The sequence below is a fragment of the Ruegeria sp. AM4 genome (assembly GCF_056540665.1).
In genome coordinates, this window is the sequence record NZ_JBQFXD010000001.1 from 14302 (window position 1) to 34741 (window position 20440).

21 protein-coding genes are annotated in these 20440 nt (G+C 60.0%); 7 read left to right on the top strand and 14 right to left on the bottom strand.

Going from position 1 to position 20440, the window contains the following annotated elements; translation table 11 throughout:
- Positions 1–3: 3 nt before the first annotated feature.
- Positions 4–1017 carry a hypothetical protein gene (locus ACR0JA_RS00070; RefSeq protein ID WP_480568191.1) on the bottom strand — a complete coding sequence of 338 codons (1014 nt, stop codon included), beginning with the start codon at positions 1015–1017 and terminating at the stop codon, positions 4–6.
- A gap of 392 nt (positions 1018–1409) precedes the next feature.
- On the opposite strand from ACR0JA_RS00070, the gene ACR0JA_RS00075 reads away from it, so the two are divergent.
- On the top strand, positions 1410–2198 hold the full coding sequence (locus tag ACR0JA_RS00075) for a Hint domain-containing protein (RefSeq protein ID WP_480568194.1): 789 nt from the start codon (positions 1410–1412) through the stop codon (positions 2196–2198).
- Between the two features lie 60 nt (positions 2199–2258).
- Here ACR0JA_RS00075 and ACR0JA_RS00080 read toward each other — a convergent pair whose 3' ends face one another.
- The 8 genes from ACR0JA_RS00080 to ACR0JA_RS00115 all read right to left on the bottom strand — a co-directional run bounded on the left by ACR0JA_RS00080 (position 2259) and on the right by ACR0JA_RS00115 (position 10161).
- Entirely contained in the window at positions 2259–4460 is a 2202-nt protein-coding gene (locus tag ACR0JA_RS00080; RefSeq protein ID WP_480568197.1) for a 3-hydroxyacyl-CoA dehydrogenase NAD-binding domain-containing protein, read from the bottom strand.
- Entirely contained in the window at positions 4453–4941 is a 489-nt protein-coding gene (locus ACR0JA_RS00085; RefSeq protein ID WP_480568200.1) for a cupin domain-containing protein, read from the bottom strand. Before ACR0JA_RS00085 ends, ACR0JA_RS00080 begins: the two co-directional genes overlap by 8 nt.
- On the bottom strand, positions 4941–6152 hold the full coding sequence (locus tag ACR0JA_RS00090) for an acetyl-CoA C-acetyltransferase (RefSeq protein ID WP_480568203.1): 1212 nt from the start codon (positions 6150–6152) through the stop codon (positions 4941–4943). The genes ACR0JA_RS00085 and ACR0JA_RS00090 overlap by 1 nt, the downstream gene beginning before the upstream one ends.
- An 11-nt stretch (positions 6153–6163) precedes the next feature.
- Positions 6164–6802, bottom strand: coding sequence for a glutathione S-transferase family protein (locus ACR0JA_RS00095; RefSeq protein WP_480568206.1), 639 nt, complete (start codon positions 6800–6802; stop codon positions 6164–6166).
- A gap of 277 nt (positions 6803–7079) precedes the next feature.
- The gene (locus ACR0JA_RS00100) at positions 7080–7292 is read right to left on the bottom strand and encodes a hypothetical protein (RefSeq protein WP_480568208.1); all 213 of its coding nucleotides are present in this window, start codon (positions 7290–7292) and stop codon (positions 7080–7082) included.
- Between the two features lie 52 nt (positions 7293–7344).
- The gene (locus ACR0JA_RS00105; protein WP_480568211.1) at positions 7345–9126 is read right to left on the bottom strand and encodes an acyl-CoA dehydrogenase C-terminal domain-containing protein; all 1782 of its coding nucleotides are present in this window, start codon (positions 9124–9126) and stop codon (positions 7345–7347) included.
- 42 nt (positions 9127–9168) lie between these two features.
- The gene (locus tag ACR0JA_RS00110) at positions 9169–9570 is read right to left on the bottom strand and encodes a MerR family transcriptional regulator (protein WP_170713493.1); all 402 of its coding nucleotides are present in this window, start codon (positions 9568–9570) and stop codon (positions 9169–9171) included.
- A gap of 222 nt (positions 9571–9792) precedes the next feature.
- Complete coding sequence (locus tag ACR0JA_RS00115; protein WP_480568215.1) at positions 9793–10161, bottom strand: MerR family transcriptional regulator; 369 nt, start codon at positions 10159–10161, stop codon at positions 9793–9795.
- Between the two features lie 116 nt (positions 10162–10277).
- On the opposite strand from ACR0JA_RS00115, the gene ACR0JA_RS00120 reads away from it, so the two are divergent.
- The 3 genes from ACR0JA_RS00120 to ACR0JA_RS00130 are packed head-to-tail and all read left to right on the top strand — an operon-like array spanning position 10278 to position 12529.
- A complete protein-coding gene (locus ACR0JA_RS00120) occupies positions 10278–10697 on the top strand; it encodes a PaaI family thioesterase (RefSeq protein ID WP_480568218.1) in 420 nt (139 codons plus the stop codon).
- The gene (locus ACR0JA_RS00125) at positions 10698–11210 is read left to right on the top strand and encodes a PaaI family thioesterase (protein WP_480568221.1); all 513 of its coding nucleotides are present in this window, start codon (positions 10698–10700) and stop codon (positions 11208–11210) included.
- Entirely contained in the window at positions 11210–12529 is a 1320-nt protein-coding gene (locus ACR0JA_RS00130) for an MATE family efflux transporter (protein ID WP_480568224.1), read from the top strand. Before ACR0JA_RS00125 ends, ACR0JA_RS00130 begins: the two co-directional genes overlap by 1 nt.
- Here ACR0JA_RS00130 and arsC read toward each other — a convergent pair.
- The 4 genes from arsC to ACR0JA_RS00150 are packed head-to-tail and all read right to left on the bottom strand — an operon-like array spanning position 12526 to position 14685.
- Positions 12526–12867 (bottom strand): arsenate reductase (glutaredoxin), encoded by a 342-nt coding sequence (gene arsC / locus ACR0JA_RS00135; RefSeq protein WP_480568227.1) that lies wholly within the window; start codon positions 12865–12867, stop codon positions 12526–12528. The two genes, ACR0JA_RS00130 and arsC, sit on opposite strands and share 4 nt — an antisense overlap.
- Positions 12864–13922, bottom strand: a complete 1059-nt coding sequence (locus tag ACR0JA_RS00140; protein WP_480568231.1) for a quinone-dependent dihydroorotate dehydrogenase — start codon at positions 13920–13922, stop codon at positions 12864–12866. Before ACR0JA_RS00140 ends, arsC begins: the two co-directional genes overlap by 4 nt.
- Positions 13919–14350, bottom strand: a complete 432-nt coding sequence (locus ACR0JA_RS00145; protein ID WP_480568234.1) for a DUF1330 domain-containing protein — start codon at positions 14348–14350, stop codon at positions 13919–13921. The genes ACR0JA_RS00140 and ACR0JA_RS00145 overlap by 4 nt, the downstream gene beginning before the upstream one ends.
- Complete coding sequence (locus ACR0JA_RS00150) at positions 14347–14685, bottom strand: DUF952 domain-containing protein (RefSeq protein ID WP_480568236.1); 339 nt, start codon at positions 14683–14685, stop codon at positions 14347–14349. Before ACR0JA_RS00150 ends, ACR0JA_RS00145 begins: the two co-directional genes overlap by 4 nt.
- A 111-nt stretch (positions 14686–14796) precedes the next feature.
- On the opposite strand from ACR0JA_RS00150, the gene ACR0JA_RS00155 reads away from it, so the two are divergent.
- The 3 genes from ACR0JA_RS00155 to mnmH all read left to right on the top strand — a co-directional run bounded on the left by ACR0JA_RS00155 (position 14797) and on the right by mnmH (position 18288).
- Positions 14797–16380, top strand: a complete 1584-nt coding sequence (locus ACR0JA_RS00155) for a bifunctional metallophosphatase/5'-nucleotidase (RefSeq protein ID WP_480568239.1) — start codon at positions 14797–14799, stop codon at positions 16378–16380.
- Between the two features lie 144 nt (positions 16381–16524).
- The gene (locus ACR0JA_RS00160; protein WP_480568242.1) at positions 16525–17193 is read left to right on the top strand and encodes an SOS response-associated peptidase; all 669 of its coding nucleotides are present in this window, start codon (positions 16525–16527) and stop codon (positions 17191–17193) included.
- Between the two features lie 42 nt (positions 17194–17235).
- The gene (mnmH, locus tag ACR0JA_RS00165; protein WP_480568245.1) at positions 17236–18288 is read left to right on the top strand and encodes a tRNA 2-selenouridine(34) synthase MnmH; all 1053 of its coding nucleotides are present in this window, start codon (positions 17236–17238) and stop codon (positions 18286–18288) included.
- Here the strand turns inward: mnmH and selD are convergent.
- Positions 18279–20438, bottom strand: coding sequence for a selenide, water dikinase SelD (gene selD, locus ACR0JA_RS00170; protein ID WP_480568248.1), 2160 nt, complete (start codon positions 20436–20438; stop codon positions 18279–18281). The two genes, mnmH and selD, sit on opposite strands and share 10 nt — an antisense overlap.
- Positions 20439–20440 lie beyond the last annotated feature (2 nt).

Genomic DNA, 20440 nt, shown 5'->3' on the forward strand with positions numbered 1-20440 from the left:
GCCTTACTGCCCGCAGATATTTTGTAGCTGGACCCAATCGCGGTCCGGCAGCACCTGTTCCAATGTGCGACCTGCCATCGGGTCCGCTTCGATCAGGCCCAGTACGGTTTCCCCGGTGATGTCGCGGGCATAGGCGTAGGGTGTCGAGGGCAGGGCGGCCTGAGCAAAAACGGACAGCAGATCGTCATCCGAAATCTCAGCGTGCGGCCCGGACAGAACCTGTTCGGTATAGCTGTCGATGATATCCGGCGTCAGCCCGCCCGTTGTCAGCAGGCGGAATGCGGCGGTTGGCCCGGTGCGGTCAAGCAGATCGTCAAGCGGGTCTTGCACCTGCGCTCGCGCACGCGCCGCAACCACGTATCCGGCAGCAACCGCGGGGTCTTCGTGATCTTCGACCAGCGCCCTGTTCAGCAAAACAGCCCCGCCCGGCAAGGTCAGGCTGTCGGGGACGCCAGCCGGCAGGATGACGATCTGGCGTACGCCGGTCCGGCGCGCCAGACGCTCCAGCGGTGCCTTTGTGTCGCGCGAGGTGCAGGCTTGCCCCGAGACCCTCTCGATCCGCTCCAGAATGGCGGCGCCGATCTCCTGCCGCTTGATCTCGGGCACGACTGAGACGACATGGCTTTGCAGCGCGCCGGGCAACCACAGCAACAATACAGCCAGAACCGCCAGCACAACGCCCGCAACCGAAGCCCAACGCAGTCGACCGGGATGCGGGCGGGACCGGTCTATGGCCCGTTGCAGACGGTCGATCGCTTCAAGCATCGTGGCCTCGGACTTTGCCAGTTCCAGCGTTTCATCTGGGTCACCATCCGGATTGAATACCGCAGGAAAATCGCCCGGATTCTGCCGAACCAACGCCGCCAGCGACCAATGAGTCAGGGCCCGGTCGTTGAAATCCGAGATGGTCAAGGTCGCCTCGCCGATCGACACGACGACCTCGCGTCGCTGTTCTTCGGGCGAGGGACGCCACAGACCGGTGGCTTCGATCCGCTGATACTGTTTCAGTGCGGTCATAAGGTAATGCTGCTCGGTAGTATTTTTTTTAATCCTAGCATGTTGAAAACCGGCCGTGCAAACGTGTTGAGACGGGGCTGGCCACAATCTTTGCCCAGCTTGAGCCTCGGAAATGGTTTCTCGCAGACCTGAGCGTTGGCGGTCCGTGCCCGGGATAAAGGCGGGACGAAACGGGCCGCAGCAGAATCACTTGTTAAGAATCCCCTGTGGGCCGTCAAAGTTTCCACAATGGCTCCAATGCAAATGGAAAACCTTTTGTTGTTCTGACTTTGGGCGCTGAAGTGCCTGAATTTGGTTCGAATTAGACCTAAATGTGTCAAAACTAAGTCCCCGGGTCGGCTTCCGTGCTAGCACTAATTTGTTTTTGTTTGGTGCCAAAGGGGGTTCGGCACGTGTTGAAAGTAGTGAGTGTTTCGGGGTTCTCAGATCAGTCTGACCATGTTCAGCCTCAGGTGGGGGCATATGGATCAGCGGCGCGACAGGGTGGGTTCGTGCATGGTACCAGGATTGCAACGCCAAGTGGCTGGAAACCGGTCGAGCGTATTGTGGTCGGCGATCTTGTCCGCACGCTGGATAACGGGTTCAAAAAGGTCCGAAGGATCTCGGCGGATCTGATCACGATACGTGAGGACGAGAGCAGGCCAAATGTCTTGCCTGTGCAGGTACCGGCGCATATGTCGCTGAACGGACGCGCGATCTGGTTGATGCCGAACCAGGGCATCGCGCTGGACAACAGCAAGCTTGATCCAACTGTCCGAGGGCGTTCGGTCATGCCAGCGCGGCTGTTGGGCGGGGCGGGGCGGCTTAGGTCACGTGCGCCAAGCGGACCGCTTGGGGTCAGTTCGCTGTTTTTCGATCAGGACGAAGTGATCTTTGTCGAAGGCGGCTTGCAAGCCTTTTGCCCTGGTGGTCGTGCCGGCTGGTCGGCCACGCCTGGTCACAGCCGCTATCGAATCCTCGGTGATGGGGATGCGGCGGACTGGGTCGAAAAGATCGCAGACATGACAGACGTCTCTGCACTTGCCAATCCGCTTGGCGCCATGCCCGCGTTGGTTCCGGACAAGCCGATCTTGCCAGCGAGACCGGCAAAGGGCCAGCGGCGTCCGGGACGGCCTGGACGGCCGGCAATGCCGACCCTGTTTCTGCGGCCCGAATGGATGATGATCCGACATCAGCCATAGGTATCAACTAGGTGGGGGAAGACGGGCAGGCGCATGGGGGCATGCGCCTGCCGCTTTTTGTCAGGCCGCTTTGGCCTCGGGGTCGAAACGACCGTAAAAGCTCTGGCCTTTTTCGGCCATCTCGCGCAACAGCGGCGGGCAGGTGAACCGTTCGCCATAAGCCTCGGTCAACTGGTCACACCGCTCGGCCGCGTATGGCGAACCGATAATGTCCAGCCAGCTAAGCGGGCCACCGGACCACGGCGCAAAGCCCCAGCCGAGGATGGCACCGACGTCGCCTTCGCGGATATCTTCCAGCACACCCTCTTCCAGTGCGCGGATTGCTTCGAGAACCTGAGCGAACATCAGGCGTTCCTGAACCTCGATCAGGTCGGGCTGATCTTCGGCCAGCGGGTATTTTTCCTGCAAGCCTTTCCAGTATTCGGTGCGTTTGCCCTTTTCGTCATAGTCGAAGAAGCCGGCGTTGGCCTTACGACCCAGACGGCCCTGTTCTTCCATCCAGAAGATCAGATCGTCAGATGGGCTTTCCGGATAGGCGTCACCCATCGCCGCCTTGGTGGCTCGCGCGATCTTTGCACCCAGATCAATCGAGGTTTCGTCGGTCAGCTGGATTGGTCCGACAGGGAAGCCCAACTGACGCGCGGCATTGTCAATCAGGACGGGGCTGACGCCCTCGGTGATCATGCGCGCACCTTCGTTGATGTAGGGGATGATGCAGCGGTTGGCGTAGAAGAACCGTGCATCGTTGACCACGATCGGCGTCTTGCGGATTTGGCGGACATAGTCCAGCGCCTTGGCGACCGCACGATCCCCGGTTTCCTTGCCCTTGATGATCTCGACCAGGAACATCTTTTCGACCGGTGAGAAGAAGTGGATGCCAATGAACTGATCCGCCCGCACCGAGGCCTTGGCCAGATCGGTGATCGGCAGGGTCGAGGTGTTCGAGGCAAAGATGCAATCCTCGGGGATGATCGCCTCGACCTTTTGGGTCAACTCGGCCTTGACGCCCACATCCTCGAACACGGCCTCGATGATCAGATCACAGCCTTTGAGGTTGTCCAGATCGGGTGTCGCGGAGATGCGGGCCAGCATGGCCTCTTTCTTCTCAGCCGTGACTTTGCCGCGCTTCATACCCTTGTCCAGATAGGTCTCGGTATAAGCTTTGCCTTTGTCCGCGGCCTCCTGATCGCGGTCGACCAGAACCACTTCCATACCGGCCTGGGCCGACACCAGCGCGATACCAGCACCCATCATGCCTGCGCCCAGAACTCCGATCTTCTTGACCGACTGATCGGGAACACCAGCAGGGCGCACCGCGCCTTTTTCCAACGCTTCTTTGTTCAGGAACAACGAACGGATCATGGCACCCGAGGACGGGTTCATCAGGACAGAGGTGAACCAGCGTGCCTCGATCTTCAGCGCGGTGTCGAAATCGACCAGAGCGCCTTCGTAGACCGCGCTTAACAGAGCCTTGGCTGCCGGGAATGCGCCTTGCGTCTTGCCGTTCACCATCGCCGAAGCCCCGACGAAGTTCATGAAGCCCGCAGGATGATAAGGCGCACCACCGGGCATCTTGTAGCCTTTGGCGTCCCACGGCTTGACCAGATCGGTGTCTTTTGCGTTCAGCACCCATTCCTTGGCAGCGGCAACCGGATCGGCCGCGATCTCGTCGATGTAACCCGCGCCTTTGGCTTTCTTGACGTCCAGCATCTTGCCTTCCAGCAACAGCGGAGCCGCCGCAATCGCGCCAACTTTGCGGACCATACGCGTGGTGCCGCCTGCTCCGGGGAAGATACCGACCATGATCTCGGGCAGGCCGTATTTGGCCTTGGGGTTTTCGGCGGCGAAGATACGGTGGGTGGACAGGGGCAGTTCCATGCCGATGCCTGCGGCGGTGCCCGGCAGGACGGTGGCAATCGGCTTGCCGCCCTTCTTGGTCTTGGGGTCCATGCCCGCCAGTTCGATCTTCCGCAGCAGCGCATGCATCTGCATGATGCCCTCGAACAGGCCTTTGGCAGGATTGTCGCCAGCCTCTTCCTTCATCACCGCCAACAGGTTCAGGTCCATGCCACCGGCAAAGGACCCTTCCTTGCCCGATGTGATCACGATCCCTTTGACCTCATCATCAGCCAGAGCCTGATCAATGCAGTCACTTAGCTCAGCCAGCCCGTCAAAGGACATCACGTTCATGGTTTTGCCCGGAACGTCCCAGGTGATCGTGGCGACGCCGTCTGCGTCTTTGCTCAGAGTGAAGTCAGTCATTGTCATCTCCAATCTGGTCAGCCGTCAGCGGGCTGCCGTCCTTGCGGGTAAAGCGAAAGCCGTCGGCATCAAACTTCACCATCATGTCTAAGTCGCTGTAATAGCCGGTCTCGGTCGGGGTCCGCGTGCCCACCACCAGAAAACTCGCGGGCGCATCGGTCTTGTTCACAAGGTGATGGCCGTTGGCCTCACCGGCTGGCCATGCGGCGCAGTCGCCCGGCAGCATTTCATGCTCGCCATCATCGTCGATCAGCGTGCATTGGCCGCTGAGCATGATGGCAAACTCGTCCTGCTCCATATGGTAGTGGCGCAGCGAGGACAGGCCGCCCGGCTCCAGCCGAACGATGTTGACGCCAAATTGCGTCAGTCCGTTTGCATCCCCCAAGGGTTGGACGTAACGGTCGTCGCCTGCTTTTGCCAGTTTTCCGGGATAGCCCGAACCATTCCGAAACGGAATTTTGGAAAGATCGATCTTAGGCATCAGACACGCTCGATAATGGTTGCCGCACCCATACCGGACGCGATGCAGAGTGTGGCAAGACCGGTTTCCTTGTCTTGTCTCTCCAACTCGTCCAGCAATGTGCCGATGATCATAGCGCCGGTTGCCCCCAGCGGGTGGCCCATCGCGATCGAGCCGCCATTGACGTTGACCAGTTCGGGATCAACATCAAAAGCCTGCTGGAACCGCAGCACGACCGAGGCGAAGGCCTCGTTGACTTCAAACAGGTCCAGATCGCCGATCTTCATGCCGTTGTCGGCCAGAATTTTTTCGGTCACCGGAACCGGGCCGGTCAGCATAATGGTCGGGTCAGTGCCGATCTTGGCGGTTGCCTTGATGCGCGCGCGCGGCTTGAGGCCGTACTTCTCACCGAATTCCTTGTTGCCGATCAGCACAGCTGCCGCACCGTCCACGATGCCCGAACTGTTGCCGGCGTGGTGGATATGGTTCACGCGCTCAAGATGGGGGTATTTCAGCATCGCAACCTTGTCGAAACCGGGCATCTGCTCGCCCATCATCTGGAAAGACGGGTTCAGCGCGCCGAGGCTCTGCATGTCTGTGCCGGGGCGCATGTATTCGTCGCGGTCCAGAATGGTCAGGCCGTTCTGGTCTTTAACCGTGATGACCGATTTTTCGAAACGATTGTCGGCCCATGCTTCCGCTGCGCGTCGCTGCGATTCGACCGCCAGCGCGTCGGCGTCGTCGCGGCTGAACCCATACTCGGTCGCAATGATGTCGGCCGAGATGCCCTGCGGAACGAAATAAGTATCCATCGCCAGCGAGGGATCAACGGCAATTGCGGCACCATCGCTGCCCATGGCCACGCGGCCCATCATTTCAACGCCACCGGCGATGTAAGCCTCACCCGCGCCGCCTTTGACCTGGTTGGCGGCCAAGTTGACGGCTTCCATACCAGAGGCGCAGAAACGGTTGATTGCCAGACCGGGGATCGACTGATCCAGGTCCGAGGCCAAAACGGCCGAGCGCGCGAGACAGCCGCCTTGCTCCATCACCTGCGTGACGTTGCCCCAAATCACGTCTTCTACAGCGTGTCCTTCGAGGTTGTTGCGCTCTTTCATTGCGTTCAGGGTCAGGGCGGACAGGCGCACCGAGGTTACTTCGTGCAGGCTGCCATCCTTGCGGCCCTTGCCGCGCGGCGTGCGCAGCGCGTCATAGATATAGGCTTCGGTCATGGGTCTTCTCCTCAAGCTCGATCCGACGGGTTGCCGGGCATCAGGTCATAGGGGTGTTTCCAGCCGGGCTGTTCGCTGAGGCGCGTCAGCCAGCTGTCGATATCGGGCCAATCGGCGCGGTCAAAGCCGAATGGTTCGGGATAGTAGAGGTAGCTGCAGCAACTGATATCAGCGTTTGTTACGCCATCGCCGACGATCCAGTCGCGGCCTTCAAGATGTGCGTTCAGTGTCTGATACGCTGCTTTCAAGCGGCCTTGGTTAAAGGCAATGACGTCCGGGTTCCGGTGCTTTTCAGGCAGGAAATTTATCAAAAAGCGGGTCAGCCCGGCCATTGAGCTCAGCTTGTGGTTATCCCACAGAACCCAGCGCAGAATCTCGTAGTTTTCGTCACGATCCTTGCCGCCAAACTTGCCGGATTTCTCAGTCACGTAGGCTTGGATCGCACCCGACTGGCTGGTGCGAAAGTCGCCGTCAATCATGACGGGGGCTTCGCCCATCTCATTCACCTCGGCGCGATATTCAGGTGTGCGTGTTGCGCCATTGAAAAAATCGACAAAAACCGGTTCCCACTCCAGCCCCGACATTTCAAGGGCCAGCGCGGCTTTGTAGCTGTTTCCACTTTCGCCGAAGCAGTGAAGTTTGATGGTCATACGAACGCCCCTCCCGTGGCGTGTGTGGTCATGTCGAAATTGAGTATTTTTGAAAAGATGAAGCTGGCTTCGTAACCTTCCATTAAAGGTCCTTTGCTTTTGTATCCCTGCGGTACAGGCTGGAGAGCCGATGACCGTAAAAGGTGAAGACGTCCCTGTCCTGATGGCGAGCGCGCCCGGTGGCAGGGGCGCATCGCCTCTTCATCTTTTTAAAAATACTCCCGCCGGAGGCATCTACCCTCAAAGCTTGCGATGCCGGTTGATCTGATGAAAGTTTTCACCGCTTGCGGGCCGCGAGCTCGGAATTGAAGATGCGCAGGCGGTGGATCAGGTTCTCCTCGTCGATCACGCTGTTGAAGTTTTCGAACAGAAAGGACAGCGCCTCACCTTCATCCAAGCCCGCCTCTCGAGAAAAGCTGCGGAGTTTGCGATAGCCGTCTTCTGTCATGGCGACGGGAAAGCGGCGTGTCAGGCGAAAGCGTTTTGGCATTGTGTCTCCTCTACGGTGGGCGCGGGCCGTGAGGCCCGAGCCCACACTGGGATCAGAAGTTTGCTGCGTCCAGAGCCATGACTGTGTCCGCGCCAGTCTGGATGCGGGCCAGATGCATGGCGGTCGCTGGCAGGCGGCGAGCCATGTAGAATCGGCCGGTATTGATCTTGGTCTCGTAGAATTCTTTGTCCGAGGCTCCGCCGTCCAGCGCGTCTTGCGCCGCTTTGGCCATCTGCGCCCACATCAGGCCAAGGCAAACGTGGCCGAACATGTGCATGAAATCATAGGACCCGGACAGCGCGTTGTTCGGGTTCTTCATGCCTTCCTGCATGAAGTACATCCCGGCGGCCTGCAGGTCCTTGGACGCTGCTTTCAACGGTTCGATGAAAGCCTTGTCATAGGCTTCGTCCTTGCCGCCGTTTTCTTTGCAGAAGGTTTTGACCATCTCGAAGAACGCCATGACGTGCTTGCCACCATCTTGCGCCAGTTTCCGGCCCACCAGATCCAGCGCTTGCACGCCGTTTGCGCCTTCGTAGATCATCGCGATGCGGGCGTCGCGGGTGTATTGCGACATGCCCCATTCTTCGATGTAGCCGTGGCCGCCATAAACCTGCTGGGCTTGAACGGTCATGTCGTAGCCTTCGTCGGTCAGAAAGCCCTTGATGACCGGCGTCAACAGCGAGATCAGCCCGTCCGCATCCTTGTCACCCGAGCGGTGCGCTTTGTCGATCATGGTCGCGCCCCACAGGATGAAAGCGCGCGCGCCTTCGGTGAAGCTTTTCTGGTCCATCAGGCTGCGGCGGATATCGGGATGCACGATCAGCGGATCGGCCGGGCCGTCTGGGTTTTTGACACCAGTCACATCCCGTCCCTGCAGGCGGTCCTTGGCGTATTCCAAAGCATTCTGATACGCGGCCTCTGCCTGCGACAGGCCCTGCATGCCGACACCCAGACGCGCCTCGTTCATCATGGTGAACATCGCGCGCATGCCCTTGTGTTCCTCACCCAGCAGCCAGCCGGTTGCCTCGTCATAGTTCATGACGCAGGTTGAGTTGCCGTGGATGCCCATTTTCTCTTCGATCTTGCCGACCGAGACACCGTTGCGTTCGCCCGGGGTGCCGTCTTCGTTCACGATGAACTTGGGCACGATGAACAGAGACACGCCCTTGATGCCCTCGGGGCCACCGGGGATTTTGGCCAGCACCAGATGGATGATGTTGTCCGCCATGTCGTGATCACCCGCCGAGATAAATATCTTCTGGCCGGATATCTTGTAGCTGCCGTCGCCCTGCGGCTCTGCCTTTGTGCGCATCAGACCCAGGTCGGTGCCGCAATGCGGTTCAGTCAGGTTCATGGTGCCGGTCCATTCGCAGCTGACCATGTTGGGCAGGTAGGTGTTCTTCTGCTCGTCGGTGCCGTGCGCCAGAATGGCCGAGGCCGCGCCATGGGTCAGGCCCTGATACATCACAAACGCCTGGTTCGCGCCTGAGAACATCTCGCCCACCGCAGTACCCATGACATAAGGCATGTTCTGGCCGCCATACTCTTCCGGCATGTCGAGGCCCGTCCAGCCGCCTTCCTTCATCTGCTCGAAGGCATCTTTGAACCCGGTTGGGGTGTACACAATCCCGTTTTCCAACCGGCAGCCTTCAGTATCGCCCACAACGTTCAGCGGGTGCAGGACATTGCTGGCAACCTTGCCGGCCTCTTCCAGAACCGCGCCGGTAAACTCGGCTTCCAGTTCGTCATAGCCGGGAATATCCCACTGCGAGACATTCAGAACGTTGTGCAGGATGAACTGCGTGTCTTTGGTTGGCGCGTTGTAGACGGGCATGTGAAGCTCCCTTAATTCATATGTCCGGAGGGCAGGGCGAGGTTATTCGGCCGCCTTCTTTTCGTTTTTCATCGAGGCGATGACTTTTTCGCCCCAGCGCAGCTGCTCTTTCAGGTCGTCGATGGCTTGCGTCAGTTCTTCACGGCGCGCCTCCATGTCTTCCAGACGTTCGCACGCGATTTCATAGGTGCGCGAAATCTGCGTCAATTGCTGGTCGCCCACGTGGTAGAGGTCCAGCAGTTGTCGGATTTCTTCGAGGCTGAACCCAAAGCGCTTGCCGCGCAGGATCAGTTTCAGGCGTGCGCGGTCGCTTTTGGTAAACAGCCGCTTCTGGCCCTCACGGATCGGAAACAAAAGTTCTTTGGCCTCGTAAAACCGCAAGGTGCGCGGCGTGACATCGTATGTCTCGCACATTTCGCGGATGGTCATCAGATCTTCGGTCATTGTTCAAACTCTCATCACTGGCGTCTTGAGCATGATTTGCGCAGTTGATGGGTCTGTTACAACACGTAGATGACGTTTACGTAATGCGAACGCTACGTCACAACAAAGTTGACGTAACTTCCGTACGCGTAAATCCGTGTTCTGGTAATTTTGTTGCCGCTACGTCATCGAGAATCTGTTGGGTGGCAGGCTCAGATCACCGGCGTTGAGAACGCGGCAGGGTCAGCCCAGCGACTTGGCCGTTTGGTCGCGCAATTGCTGCAGGGCATCCATTGCTTCGTCCAACTGCTGCCGTTGATTGCGCAGTTCTTCCATCTGGCGATCCGCCATTTCCACAAAGGTGGCCATCTGCGCCTGGTTGCCCTGATCTTCGTAGATCAAAAGCCACTGGCGTATCTCTTCCAGCTGAAACCCGAATTTCCGACCGCGCATGATCAAAGTCATCCGCGCCCGCTCGCGCGAACCATAGAAGCGTGACCGCCCTTCGCGATCCGGTTGCAGCAACTCGATATACTCGTAGTAACGCAATGTGCGTGGGGTCACATCGAACTCGGCGCACATCTCTTTGAATGACAAACGTTTGTCGGACATTCCCGGTCTCCTTGCCTGCAACCTAGGGCGTCGTGGCGGCAAGCGCAACAGTCGGGCTTGCCCTTTGCTTTGGCACCGGCTCATAAAGGGGCAGACAGTGAACAGGACCCAAAACCATGGTCGACAAGACTGAGCTAGCCCGCCAATTCATCGAGGCGATCCCACACGCGCGGGCGCTGGGGCTGCGCCTGACCCATATCGGAGCGGGCGAGGCCGAGATCTCGATGCCCTACAACCGGCAATTGATCGGTGACCCCAGAACCGGGGTGATCCATGGTGGTGCTCTTTCCGCCATGCTGGATACCTGCTGCGGTGCTGCGGTCATGAGCCATCCCGCCGCCCCGGGGGGAACAGCAACGATCGACCTGCGCATTGACTACATGCGTGCGGCCACACCCGGCCAGAACATCCGAACTCAGGCAACCTGCTATCACATCACCCGCAACGTGGCATTCGTTCGCGCGACCGCGACCGACGACGACACCGACCGGCCCGTTGCCACCGCCTCGGGCGCATTTACTGTGGAGGGTCGCTGAATGGCGCGTCCCCGTCCCGAACCCATGCAGGTGGTCAAGCAGCGTCGCGATGCCGCGCTTAAGGCGCTGGTCGAGGGTGTGCCTTTTATCCAGTTTCTCAACATCGGCTTCGACCGGCGCGGTGACGAATTGACCGGAGTGCTGAATTTTGACGAAAAGCTGATCGGGAACCCGTTTCTGCCTGCAATCCATGGTGGCGTGACAGCAGCCTTTCTCGAAGTGACTGCAGTGATCACGCTGAGCTGGGAAAGCATGTTTCCAAAGATCGAATCGGGTGAGATCGACGCCGCAGGTATTCTGACGGATGAGAGCATCCGCTTTCCCAAGACGATCGACTTCACCGTTGACTATCTACGCTCGGGGCTACCGCGAGATGCCTATGCTCGTGCCTTTATCAACCGGTCCGGACGGCGCTATGCCTCGGTCCGGGTCGAGGCCTGGCAGGACAATCACGCCAAGCTGTTTGCGCAAGGCACGGGCCACTTCCTGATGCCGCAAGATCCCAAAACCTGATGGCCGAGGACGCCTCTGCGCCCATCACCCATCGCCGGGTGCTAAAGATCGCCGCGCCGATTGTGCTGTCGAATGCTACGGTGCCGATCCTTGGTGCGGTAGACACAGGTGTGGTTGGTCAAATGGGGCAGGCGGCACCTATTGGGGCTGTCGGTATGGGCGCGGTCATTCTGGCCACGATCTACTGGATTTTCGGCTTTCTGCGGATGGGTACGACCGGCCTGGCCGCACAGGCGCGCGGGGCAGGGGACTGGGCTGAGACCGGCGCCCTGTTGATGCGCGGCCTGTTGCTGGGCGGTGCGGCGGGGCTGTTTTTTATCCTCGCTCAAGTCTGGGTTTTCTTGGGCGCGTTTGCCCTGTCTCCCGCCAGCGCCGAAGTCGAGTCTTTGACGCGCAGTTACCTACAGATCCGCATCTGGGGAGCGCCAGCTACGATTGCGCTATATGCCATCACCGGATGGCTGATCGCGGTTGAGCGGACGCGCGGCGTGTTTGTCCTGCAGATCTGGATGAACGGGCTGAACATCCTGCTGGACCTGTGGTTTGTGCTTGGCCTTGGTTGGGGCGTCGAAGGGGTGGCAATTGCAACTTTGATCGCCGAATGGACCGGGCTGGCGCTGGGGCTTTGGCTGTGTCGCGATGCATTCGGCGGCAACCAGTGGCGGGACTGGCCTCGCATCTTCGATGCAACGCGCTTGCGCCGCATGATGCAGGTCAACGGCGACATCATGGTGCGGTCGGTGCTGCTGACCGGGGCGTTTACGACATTTCTGTTTGTCGGCGCCGATCTGGGTGACGTCAATCTGGCAGCCAATCAGGTGCTGTTACAGTTCCTTGAAATCACCGCCTTTGCGTTAGACGGTTTTGCCTTTTCCGCCGAAGCGTTGGTGGGCGGTGCTGTTGGGGCTGCGGATCGCGGGCGGGTTCGGCGCGCCGCCATTATCTCGTCGCAATGGGGCGTCGGTGGTGCCGTCTTACTCGGGCTCTTCTTCTTTCTTGCCGGTCCCGCACTGATCGACCTTATGGCGACGTCGCCCGAAGTTCGGGCGGCCGGTCGCGAATACCTTGTCTGGGCCGCGTTGGCACCTGTTATCGGCGTCGCCAGTTGGATGTTCGACGGCATCTATATCGGGGCCACCTGGACACGAGAGATGCGCAACGCGATGATTCAGTCCGTCGCCATCTATGTTGTCACGCTGCTGGTGCTGGTTCCCTTGTATGGAAATCACGGATTGTGGCTGGCGCTGATGGTATTGAACATCGCTCGTGGTGCGACGCTGGGCTGGCGCTACCGCCGGCTTGAAGCGCAGATCAGCTAGAGCAGTTTCAACAGGTCTTCTGGCGGGCGTCCGATGGCGGCCGCGCTTTCCGAGATCGCCAAGGGGCGTTCGATCAGGATCGGGTTTTGGGCCATCGCCCGGATCAGCTCTGCATCCGGTGCGGTCTTGCTCAGGCCAAGTTCCTTGAACCGTTTCTCTCCGGTCCGCATCATCTGAAACGCCGTCAGGCCAAGCTTGGCGAGAACCGCCTGCAATTCGCCCTCGGATGGAGCGTCCTCCAGGTACTTTCTGACGCGCATCTCTGCGCCTTTTTCCTCAAGCAGGGCGAGCCCGGCGCGGGATTTGGAACACCGCGGATTGTGCCAATATTCGATCATAGCCAGTCCTCTCGTTTACTGCCCACGGCCTGAGCCACGGTTTCATGCCCGTCTCTCACCAGCAAATCGTCCAACCCTCGGGCGATCTTTGCAGCCAGCGACAACCCGCCATAAACCATCGCTGTATAGAACTGCACTGCCGACGCTCCGGCGCAAATCTTGTCATAAGCCTGGTGCGCCGAGCTGACGCCACCAACACCGATCAGCGGGATCTGACCTTCGGTCAACTGGCTGAGGCGGGCCAGAACGCGCGTGGACCGGTCAAACAGCGGCGCGCCGGACAACCCGCCCGCCTGCTCCTTGTGGTTGCTGCGCAACCCGTCGCGCGACAGGGTTGTGTTGGTTGCGATCACCGCGTCGACACCGGTTTCACGCGCGATGTCGGCGATGTCCTGCAACTCGGGTTCGGTCAGGTCGGGCGCTATTTTCAGAAAGATCGGAATCGGACGCGCCAATGCATCGCGCGTCTCGATCACACCGCCAAGCAAAGCCCCAAGCGCTGCTTTGCCCTGCAGGTCCCGCAGCTTTTCGGTGTTTGGTGAGGATACATTCACCGTCGCGAAATCAAGATGCGAGGCGCAATGGGCAAGCACTCTGGCAAAGTCTCCGGGCCGGTCGTCGCTGTCCTTGTTGGCGCCAAGGTTCAAGCCGATCACCGCGTCTTTCGGGCGGTTGGCCAGACGCTGCGCCATGACCTCCATCCCTTCGTTGTTGAAACCAAAGCGGTTGATGGCAGCGGCGTCTTCGGTCAGGCGAAACAGGCGTGGCTTGGGATTGCCCGGCTGCGGGCGCGGTGTGACCGCACCGACTTCGATAAAGCCGAACCCCGCGCGCGACAGAGGGCCCATCACCTCGCCATTCTTGTCAAACCCGGCGGCAAGCCCGACAGGGTTGGGCAGGTCGAGCCCGGCGACACGGGTTTTCAGCCGTGGCGACGTCACTGGCCCGCTCAGCGGGGCCAGCCCCGCCTTCAGCGCCTTGATCGACACCCCGTGTGCGGTTTCCGGGTCCAGTTTGTGCAGGGCGGCCAAGCCCAGTTTCTCGGTCAGTTTCATCCGAAAGATGCCCCACTTTGACTAGGCGCACAGCGGATCAGGCGCGAGGTTTCAACAGCGGCCTGACGATGTACGACCGCCTTTCGGTAGACCGGGTCCGTCACCATTTCCAGAAACGCATGAGCGGTAGGATAGCGGGCTATGAACATCGCGTCCCAGACCTCGTCCGAGGGGCCGATCAGACCGACCTGAAACGTGCCGCGCCACAAGATTGATGCCCCAAGGCGCGCAAGGATGGGCGCGGTCTCATCACCGTAGCGGCGGTAGGCCTGCTCTCCGGTCAGCGCGGCCTCGGCCAGTTCGTGCCCGGACGGATAGCTGGCGGCGGCCCGAAAGCGCACCAGGTTCAACATTTCGATCGGATGATCGCGGTCCAGCGATTTGAACGCCTCGAACTGATCGCGCTCGGGATCGATGAAGATGCTCATTCCATCTCCTCGGGAAAGGCGTGCTGATGGCCGTCAAAGGGCAGAGGGCGCGACCAGACCACATCCGACAGCCGAATCTGGCGGTATAGATGCGGAAACAGTGCGCCACCGCGTGAGACCTCCCATTTCAGGTCGTCCCCCATGGCGTCGGCATCGCAGGCGCACAGGGTCAGGTCCCGGACACCGGCAAAATGCTTGGCCGCTGTTTCGGCAGCTTGCTGCGCAGTCGAGAAGTGAACAAACCCGTCGGTCACGTCGATCGGCGCCCCGTCGGATGCGCCGTCTGCCTGTAGGGTGGCCCACTCGGCGGCTCGGAAAATCTTGTAGATCAGCATGGGCACGTCATGCCTTGGCCCAAGGGGGGAATCAAGACGGATTTACCCCTTTGACTCTTCGCCATTCGCGGCGCACGATCCCATCCAAAGACAACACAGGGAGATTTCATCATGTTCACGCGTTTATTGGCGTCCGTTGCTGCGCTTGGCCTGACAGCAGGCATGGCAGCGGCCGACTTCAAGCTGACGATCCTTCACACCAACGATATTCACAGCCGTATCGAATCCATCAACAAGTACGATTCAACCTGTGACGCCGAAGGTGAGGCCGAAGGCAAGTGCTTTGGCGGTGTCGCGCGGATCAAGACCATGGTCGATACCAAACGCGGTGAGTTGGCTGACGAAAACGTGCTGTTGCTGGATGCGGGTGATCCGTTCCAGGGGTCGCTGTTTTATACCACCTACAAAGGTGCCGCCGAGGCCGAGTTCATGGAGGCGATCGGCTATGACGTCATGGCCGTGGGCAACCACGAGTTCGACGACGGTCCCGAAGGGCTTGCAAGCTTTATCGATGCGGTCAGCTTTCCGGTAATCTCGGGTAACCTTGATCTGTCCTCGTCCAAGGAATTGAAGGACAAGGTTCAGAATCACGTTGTGCTTGAGGTGGGCGGCCAGAAGGTCGGCATCGTGTCGGCACTGGCCACAGATACCGTGGATACATCCAGCCCCGGCAAAGATGTCGTTTTTCAGGATGAGATCGAAGCCCTGAAAGCCGATGTCGCCGCATTGCAGGACGAAGGCGTGAACATCATTATCGCGCTGACCCATGTCGGGCTGCCCAAGGACCTGGAAATCGCAGAACAGGTGCCAGGTCTCGATCTGGTGATTGGCGGCCATTCGCACACCCTGTTGTCCAACACGCAGGAGGGTGCCGCAGGTGCCTATCCCACAATGGTTGGCGACGTACCGGTGGTGCAGGCGTACGCCTATTCCAAGTATCTGGGCGAGGTCACTCTGACCTTTGACGACGACGGCAACCTGATCTCGGCCGAGGGTGAGCCGATCCTTCTGGATGCTTCGGTTACGCCAAACGCAGATATTGCCGCGCGTGTCGCCGAAATGGGTGCGCCGATCGAAGAGATGAAGAAACGCGTGGTGGCGAATTCTGCTGCTGCGATCGAAGGTGACCGCTCGATCTGTCGCGTTCAGGAATGCGAGATGGGCAACCTGGTGGCCGACGCCATGCTGGCACGGGTCGCGGATCAGGGCGCGCAACTGGCTATTGCCAACTCGGGCGGGCTGCGCGCCTCGATTGATCCGGGCGAGGTGACCATGGGCGAAGTTTTGACCGTTTTGCCGTTCCAGAACACGCTGTCGACCTTCGAGATCAGCGGCCAAGGCGTCATCGACGCGTTGGAAAATGGCGTCAGCCAGGTGGAAGAGGTCAAAGGTCGCTTTCCGCAGGTCGCGGGTATGACCTTTACCTGGGATCCGTCGGTCGCGCCGAATGAAGGTCGCATTGTTGAGGTTCTTGTTGCCAAGGACGGCGGCTTCGAACCGATCGACCCTGCAGCCACGTATCTGGTTGTCACCAACAACTACGTTCGCAACGGCGGCGATGGATACAAGATGTTCGAAGGCGACGACAAGAACGCCTATGACTTTGGCCCCGATCTTGCTGATGTCACCGCCGAATACTTGGCTGAAAACGCACCTTACCAGCCGTATCTGGATGGGCGGATCAAGCAGAAGTAACTCGCTTCGAAACACCAGAACGGGTCGCCCGCAACGGGCGGCCCTTTTCATTTAGGGCGGGCTCGCAAGCGTTTGTGGCAGTGCTTCGGGAAAGGGGCGACGAAAGCAGCGCCCGACATCGATGAATGAGGAAAGCTGAGCGCTATGTGCGGACGGATCGCGAATACTCTTCCAAATGACGCGATGGCGCAGCTATTTGCGGCGCGGCCAGCGAACAATTTGCCAGAGGTTCCGAACTATAATGTTTGCCCGACCAATCAGGTTCACGTGGTGCGTGCGGCCGAGGGTGGACGAACGCTCGATGCCTTGCGTTGGGGGTTCCTGCCGCATTGGTACAAATCCGAAACGGACGGACCGTTGCTGATCAATGCGCGGGCCGAAACTCTGGCCGAAAAGCCCGCCTTTCGCGCGGCCTGCCGACAGCGGCGCTGCCTGATCGCGGCGACCGGTTTTTACGAATGGACAAAGACCGAAGATGGTCAGCGATTGCCGTGGTACATCCAACGTCGCGATGGGGCGGCCATCGCCTTTGCCGGTATCTGGCAGGATTGGGGACCTGAGGCGGCACGCCAGGGCACCTGCGCTATCGTCACGACAGCCGCGAACCAGACACTCGGGACAATCCACCACCGGATGCCGTTGATTCTGGAACCTTCTGATTGGCCCCTGTGGTTGGGCGAAACCGGCAAGGGTGCAGCGACGCTGATGCAGCCGGGGGGCGAGGACGTGCTTGAATTTCACCGGGTCGGGCGCGCTGTCAACTCCAACCGTGCCAAGGGTCCCGAACTGATCCTGCCCGACGCATCGCTCTGACATCTGCTTTCATTTCAAACCTCTGCACGGTAGAGGGTGACCATGGCCCTGAAATTCTCAAACCTGCCGCAGCTTTACGCCCATGGGTTCGATACGATCATCGATGTGCGCAGCCCGGCAGAGTTCGCCGAAGATCACCTGCCTGGGGCTATCAACCTGCCGGTTCTGAGCAATGAAGAGCGCGCTGAGGTGGGCACCATTTACGCGCAGCAAAGCCCATTTCTGGCGCGCAAGCTTGGCGCGGCGCTGGTGTTTCGCAACGCGGCTAATCACATTGAACAGCACCTCAGCCACCACGAAGGGGGGTGGAAGCCTTTGGTCTATTGCTGGCGGGGCGGGCAGCGGTCGGGTTCATTCACATGGATGTTGCAGCAGATCGGCTGGCGGGCCGAAGTGGTCGATGGCGGGTATCGCACTTATCGGCGTCTGGTGAAGATTTATCTGTATGACGACCCGCTGCCGCACCGTCTGGTGGCGCTGGACGGCTATACCGGGACCGCCAAGACCGAGATCCTGATGCAATTGCAGGCGCGTGGTGTTCAGGTTTTGGATCTGGAAGGGCTGGCCAATCACCGGGGGTCACTGCTGGGCGAAAGACCGGGTGGACAACCCAGCCAAAAGGCGTTTGAATCCGCTGTCTCCGGGGCTTTGTGCAAGCTCGATCCTGCCATCCCGGTCGTCGTTGAGGCTGAATCGTCCAAAATCGGCAGTCTGATTCTGCCGCCAAGCCTCTGGACGGCGATGTGTGCCGCCCCGCGCATTCAGGTTTCAGCACCGATTGAAGCGCGGGCGACCTATCTGGTCGACGCCTATGACGACATACTCTCGGATCGGGACCGGCTACGTGACCGTCTTTCGCCGTTGCGCTTTCATCGTGGGCACGTGGTCGTCGACGAATGGTTGGCGCTGATTGATGCGAACGACAAACCGGCCCTGACCCGTGCCCTGATGGAGCAGCACTACGATCCCGCCTATACCAAATCCCAGCGCGCCCAAGGGGCCGAGGTGGTGGCGCAGGTCACAGCCTCTGCTTTGGATCGCGAAGGCGTTGCAGATGCCGCGATGCGGATCGAGAAACTGTTGGCTCAGCTTTGAAGCCGTAGGCCCTTCGAGGCGGTCAGTTGGCCAATGATTGCCGCCGGGTAACCGGCATCTTGCAATTTCGTCAGCAACTTGGGGGCGTCGTCAGGGTCGACCGCAGCCAATAACCCACCAGCGGTTTGCGGGTCGAAAAGCAGATCCGTCGTGCCTCCGCCAGGCAATTCCGGGCAAAGCTGACGGTTGTCGTCGAAAATTGTCGAACGCACTCCTCGCAGGCTCAGTTCCAACGCGCCAGCCATCAACGGTATGGCGTCAGGATCCAGGGTTGCCCCGCACTCTGACGCGGCGCAAATGCCTTGCAAATGCCCGGCCAAGCCAAACCCGGTCACATCGGTCATCGCATGGGCTTTGGCCAAGATGCGAGAAGCTTCGCCCTGCGGTTGGATCATTTGCTGATAGGCTCGGGCCACCCAGGCCCCGTCGGCCTGACCAGCCATCTCGGCGGCCATCAGGATGCCACTGCCCAGCGGTTTGGTCAGGATCAGCACATCGCCCGGGCGTCCGCCGGACAGGGTGATCGGGTCGCTTTCACACAGGCCGGTCAGGGTAAAGCCGATCGTCATCTCGTCGCCCATGGAACTGTGCCCGCCGACAATCTCGGCCCCGGCCTGCCGCATCACCTGACTGGCGGCGGTCATGATTTCGGACATCGTGCGCCGCTGCAATTCGGGCGACAGTCTGGGCAGAATGACCGTGGCAGTGGCCGCCTGCGGCCTTGCCCCCATCGCCCAGATATCACCCAGCGCATGAACGGCTGCGATCCGTGTCATTAGGACCGGATTCGTCGTAACGCTGCGCAGGTGATCCGAGGTCATCACTTGCCGTACCCCCCCGGTCGTCAGTAGCGCCGCGTCGTCGCCAGGCAGGGGGGTGATGTCGTTTCGTTCGGGTAGGGGCAAGTTGCTCAGCGCATCTTGCAAGGCGCCGCGCCCGACCTTGGCACCGCAGCCCCCGCACATGGGCTTTTGTCCCAAAGCCTTGGCCAGACCAGCGGCGTGTTCTTTGGGCAGCGCGGGGCTCTTCATCTGTGGCAGGTCGCGAAACTTGTCCATGAAGCTCTGGTCAATTCGATTCTTCCAGGCCCACATCATCCGTCCGCTGAACGACGTGCCCAATCGTTCGGCCAGGGCGGATTTACCGCCCAGCGAGATCAGTTTCAGGTAGTCCTTTTGCGGCACATAGCGCCGCATGCGTCCAGCGCCCAGCGCCGCGCGCAGGTTGTCGAACAGAACGGGGGCTTCGCGGACCGCGTAGACACCCGCCTTTGGGCGTGGGTTTTCGGTCAGGTGCGCGCAATCTCCGGCGGCGAAAATCACCGGATCACTGGATTGCAGATGCCCATTCACGCGGATGTAGCCATCCTCGAGCGCCAAACCCGTATTTGCGATCCAATCATAAGGCCGCGCTCCGGCGGCACCGGTCACAAAATCAGCCGAGATTTCGCCACCATCAGAGAGCCTGACGCTGTCCGCTGAAATGCGGGTGATCGTGGCATGTTCGACTACATCTACACCTAGCTGCCGCATGGCATTGCGAATGGTAGCCGCCGCTTTGGGCACCAGTGTGGTCAGGATCTCTGCGCTATCGATCAATGTGATTTGGGACTTGCGCCCCTTTGCGCGCAGGGCGTGGGCCATGGCCATCGCCAACTCGACTCCGGCGACACCGCCACCAATGACTGCGACCGCAGCGGGGCCTTCACCGGCCAGATACGCACCCCATCTGGCGGCAAATGCGCCGAGCGGTTTGGCGGATACCGCGTGTTCGGAAAACCCGGGCAGGGCAGGCATGTCCGACGTTATCCCCACGTTGACCGAGGCGACATCGAACGACACAGGCGGATATCCGGGAACGTGAACCTCACGGGCATCCGTGTCGATACCCTGAACCGCGCCAAGCAGAACGCGGGCACCGGCAAAGCGCGCAAGTTTGATCAGGTCGATATCCAGCTCGGGTCGTTGATAATGCCCGGCAACATATCCTGGCAGCATCCCGGAATAGGGCGCAGTCGGACCGGGGTTGATGACCGTCACCCGTGCACCCGGCAATGGGTTCATCCCCCATTTACGCAGAACCAGAGCGTGCGTGTGCCCCCCACCGATCAGAACCAGATCGCGGGTCAGCGGCAGCGGCGGAGTGTGCATTG

Excerpts from the sequence above, each read along its gene's own strand:
- ACR0JA_RS00160 (WP_480568242.1), top strand. The coding sequence starts at position 16,525 with ATGTGCGGACGGATCGCGAATACTCTTCCAAATGACGCGATGGCGCAG.
- ACR0JA_RS00125 (WP_480568221.1), top strand. The coding sequence starts at position 10,698 with ATGGCGCGTCCCCGTCCCGAACCCATGCAGGTGGTCAAGCAGCGTCGC.
- ACR0JA_RS00080 (WP_480568197.1), bottom strand. The coding sequence starts at position 4,460 with ATGACTGACTTCACTCTGAGCAAAGACGCAGACGGCGTCGCCACGATC.
- mnmH (WP_480568245.1), top strand. The coding sequence starts at position 17,236 with ATGGCCCTGAAATTCTCAAACCTGCCGCAGCTTTACGCCCATGGGTTC.
- arsC (WP_480568227.1), bottom strand. The coding sequence starts at position 12,867 with ATGATCGAATATTGGCACAATCCGCGGTGTTCCAAATCCCGCGCCGGG.
- ACR0JA_RS00105 (WP_480568211.1), bottom strand. The coding sequence starts at position 9,126 with ATGCCCGTCTACAACGCGCCAACCAAAGACACGCAGTTCATCCTGCAC.
- ACR0JA_RS00110 (WP_170713493.1), bottom strand. The coding sequence starts at position 9,570 with ATGACCGAAGATCTGATGACCATCCGCGAAATGTGCGAGACATACGAT.
- selD (WP_480568248.1), bottom strand. The coding sequence starts at position 20,438 with ATGCACACTCCGCCGCTGCCGCTGACCCGCGATCTGGTTCTGATCGGT.
- ACR0JA_RS00145 (WP_480568234.1), bottom strand. The coding sequence starts at position 14,350 with ATGAGCATCTTCATCGATCCCGAGCGCGATCAGTTCGAGGCGTTCAAA.
- ACR0JA_RS00100 (WP_480568208.1), bottom strand. The coding sequence starts at position 7,292 with ATGCCAAAACGCTTTCGCCTGACACGCCGCTTTCCCGTCGCCATGACA.
- ACR0JA_RS00095 (WP_480568206.1), bottom strand. The coding sequence starts at position 6,802 with ATGACCATCAAACTTCACTGCTTCGGCGAAAGTGGAAACAGCTACAAA.
- ACR0JA_RS00155 (WP_480568239.1), top strand. The coding sequence starts at position 14,797 with ATGTTCACGCGTTTATTGGCGTCCGTTGCTGCGCTTGGCCTGACAGCA.
- ACR0JA_RS00085 (WP_480568200.1), bottom strand. The coding sequence starts at position 4,941 with ATGCCTAAGATCGATCTTTCCAAAATTCCGTTTCGGAATGGTTCGGGC.
- ACR0JA_RS00115 (WP_480568215.1), bottom strand. The coding sequence starts at position 10,161 with ATGTCCGACAAACGTTTGTCATTCAAAGAGATGTGCGCCGAGTTCGAT.
- ACR0JA_RS00150 (WP_480568236.1), bottom strand. The coding sequence starts at position 14,685 with ATGCTGATCTACAAGATTTTCCGAGCCGCCGAGTGGGCCACCCTACAG.
- ACR0JA_RS00130 (WP_480568224.1), top strand. The coding sequence starts at position 11,210 with ATGGCCGAGGACGCCTCTGCGCCCATCACCCATCGCCGGGTGCTAAAG.
- ACR0JA_RS00140 (WP_480568231.1), bottom strand. The coding sequence starts at position 13,922 with ATGAAACTGACCGAGAAACTGGGCTTGGCCGCCCTGCACAAACTGGAC.
- ACR0JA_RS00070 (WP_480568191.1), bottom strand. The coding sequence starts at position 1,017 with ATGACCGCACTGAAACAGTATCAGCGGATCGAAGCCACCGGTCTGTGG.
- ACR0JA_RS00120 (WP_480568218.1), top strand. The coding sequence starts at position 10,278 with ATGGTCGACAAGACTGAGCTAGCCCGCCAATTCATCGAGGCGATCCCA.
- ACR0JA_RS00090 (WP_480568203.1), bottom strand. The coding sequence starts at position 6,152 with ATGACCGAAGCCTATATCTATGACGCGCTGCGCACGCCGCGCGGCAAG.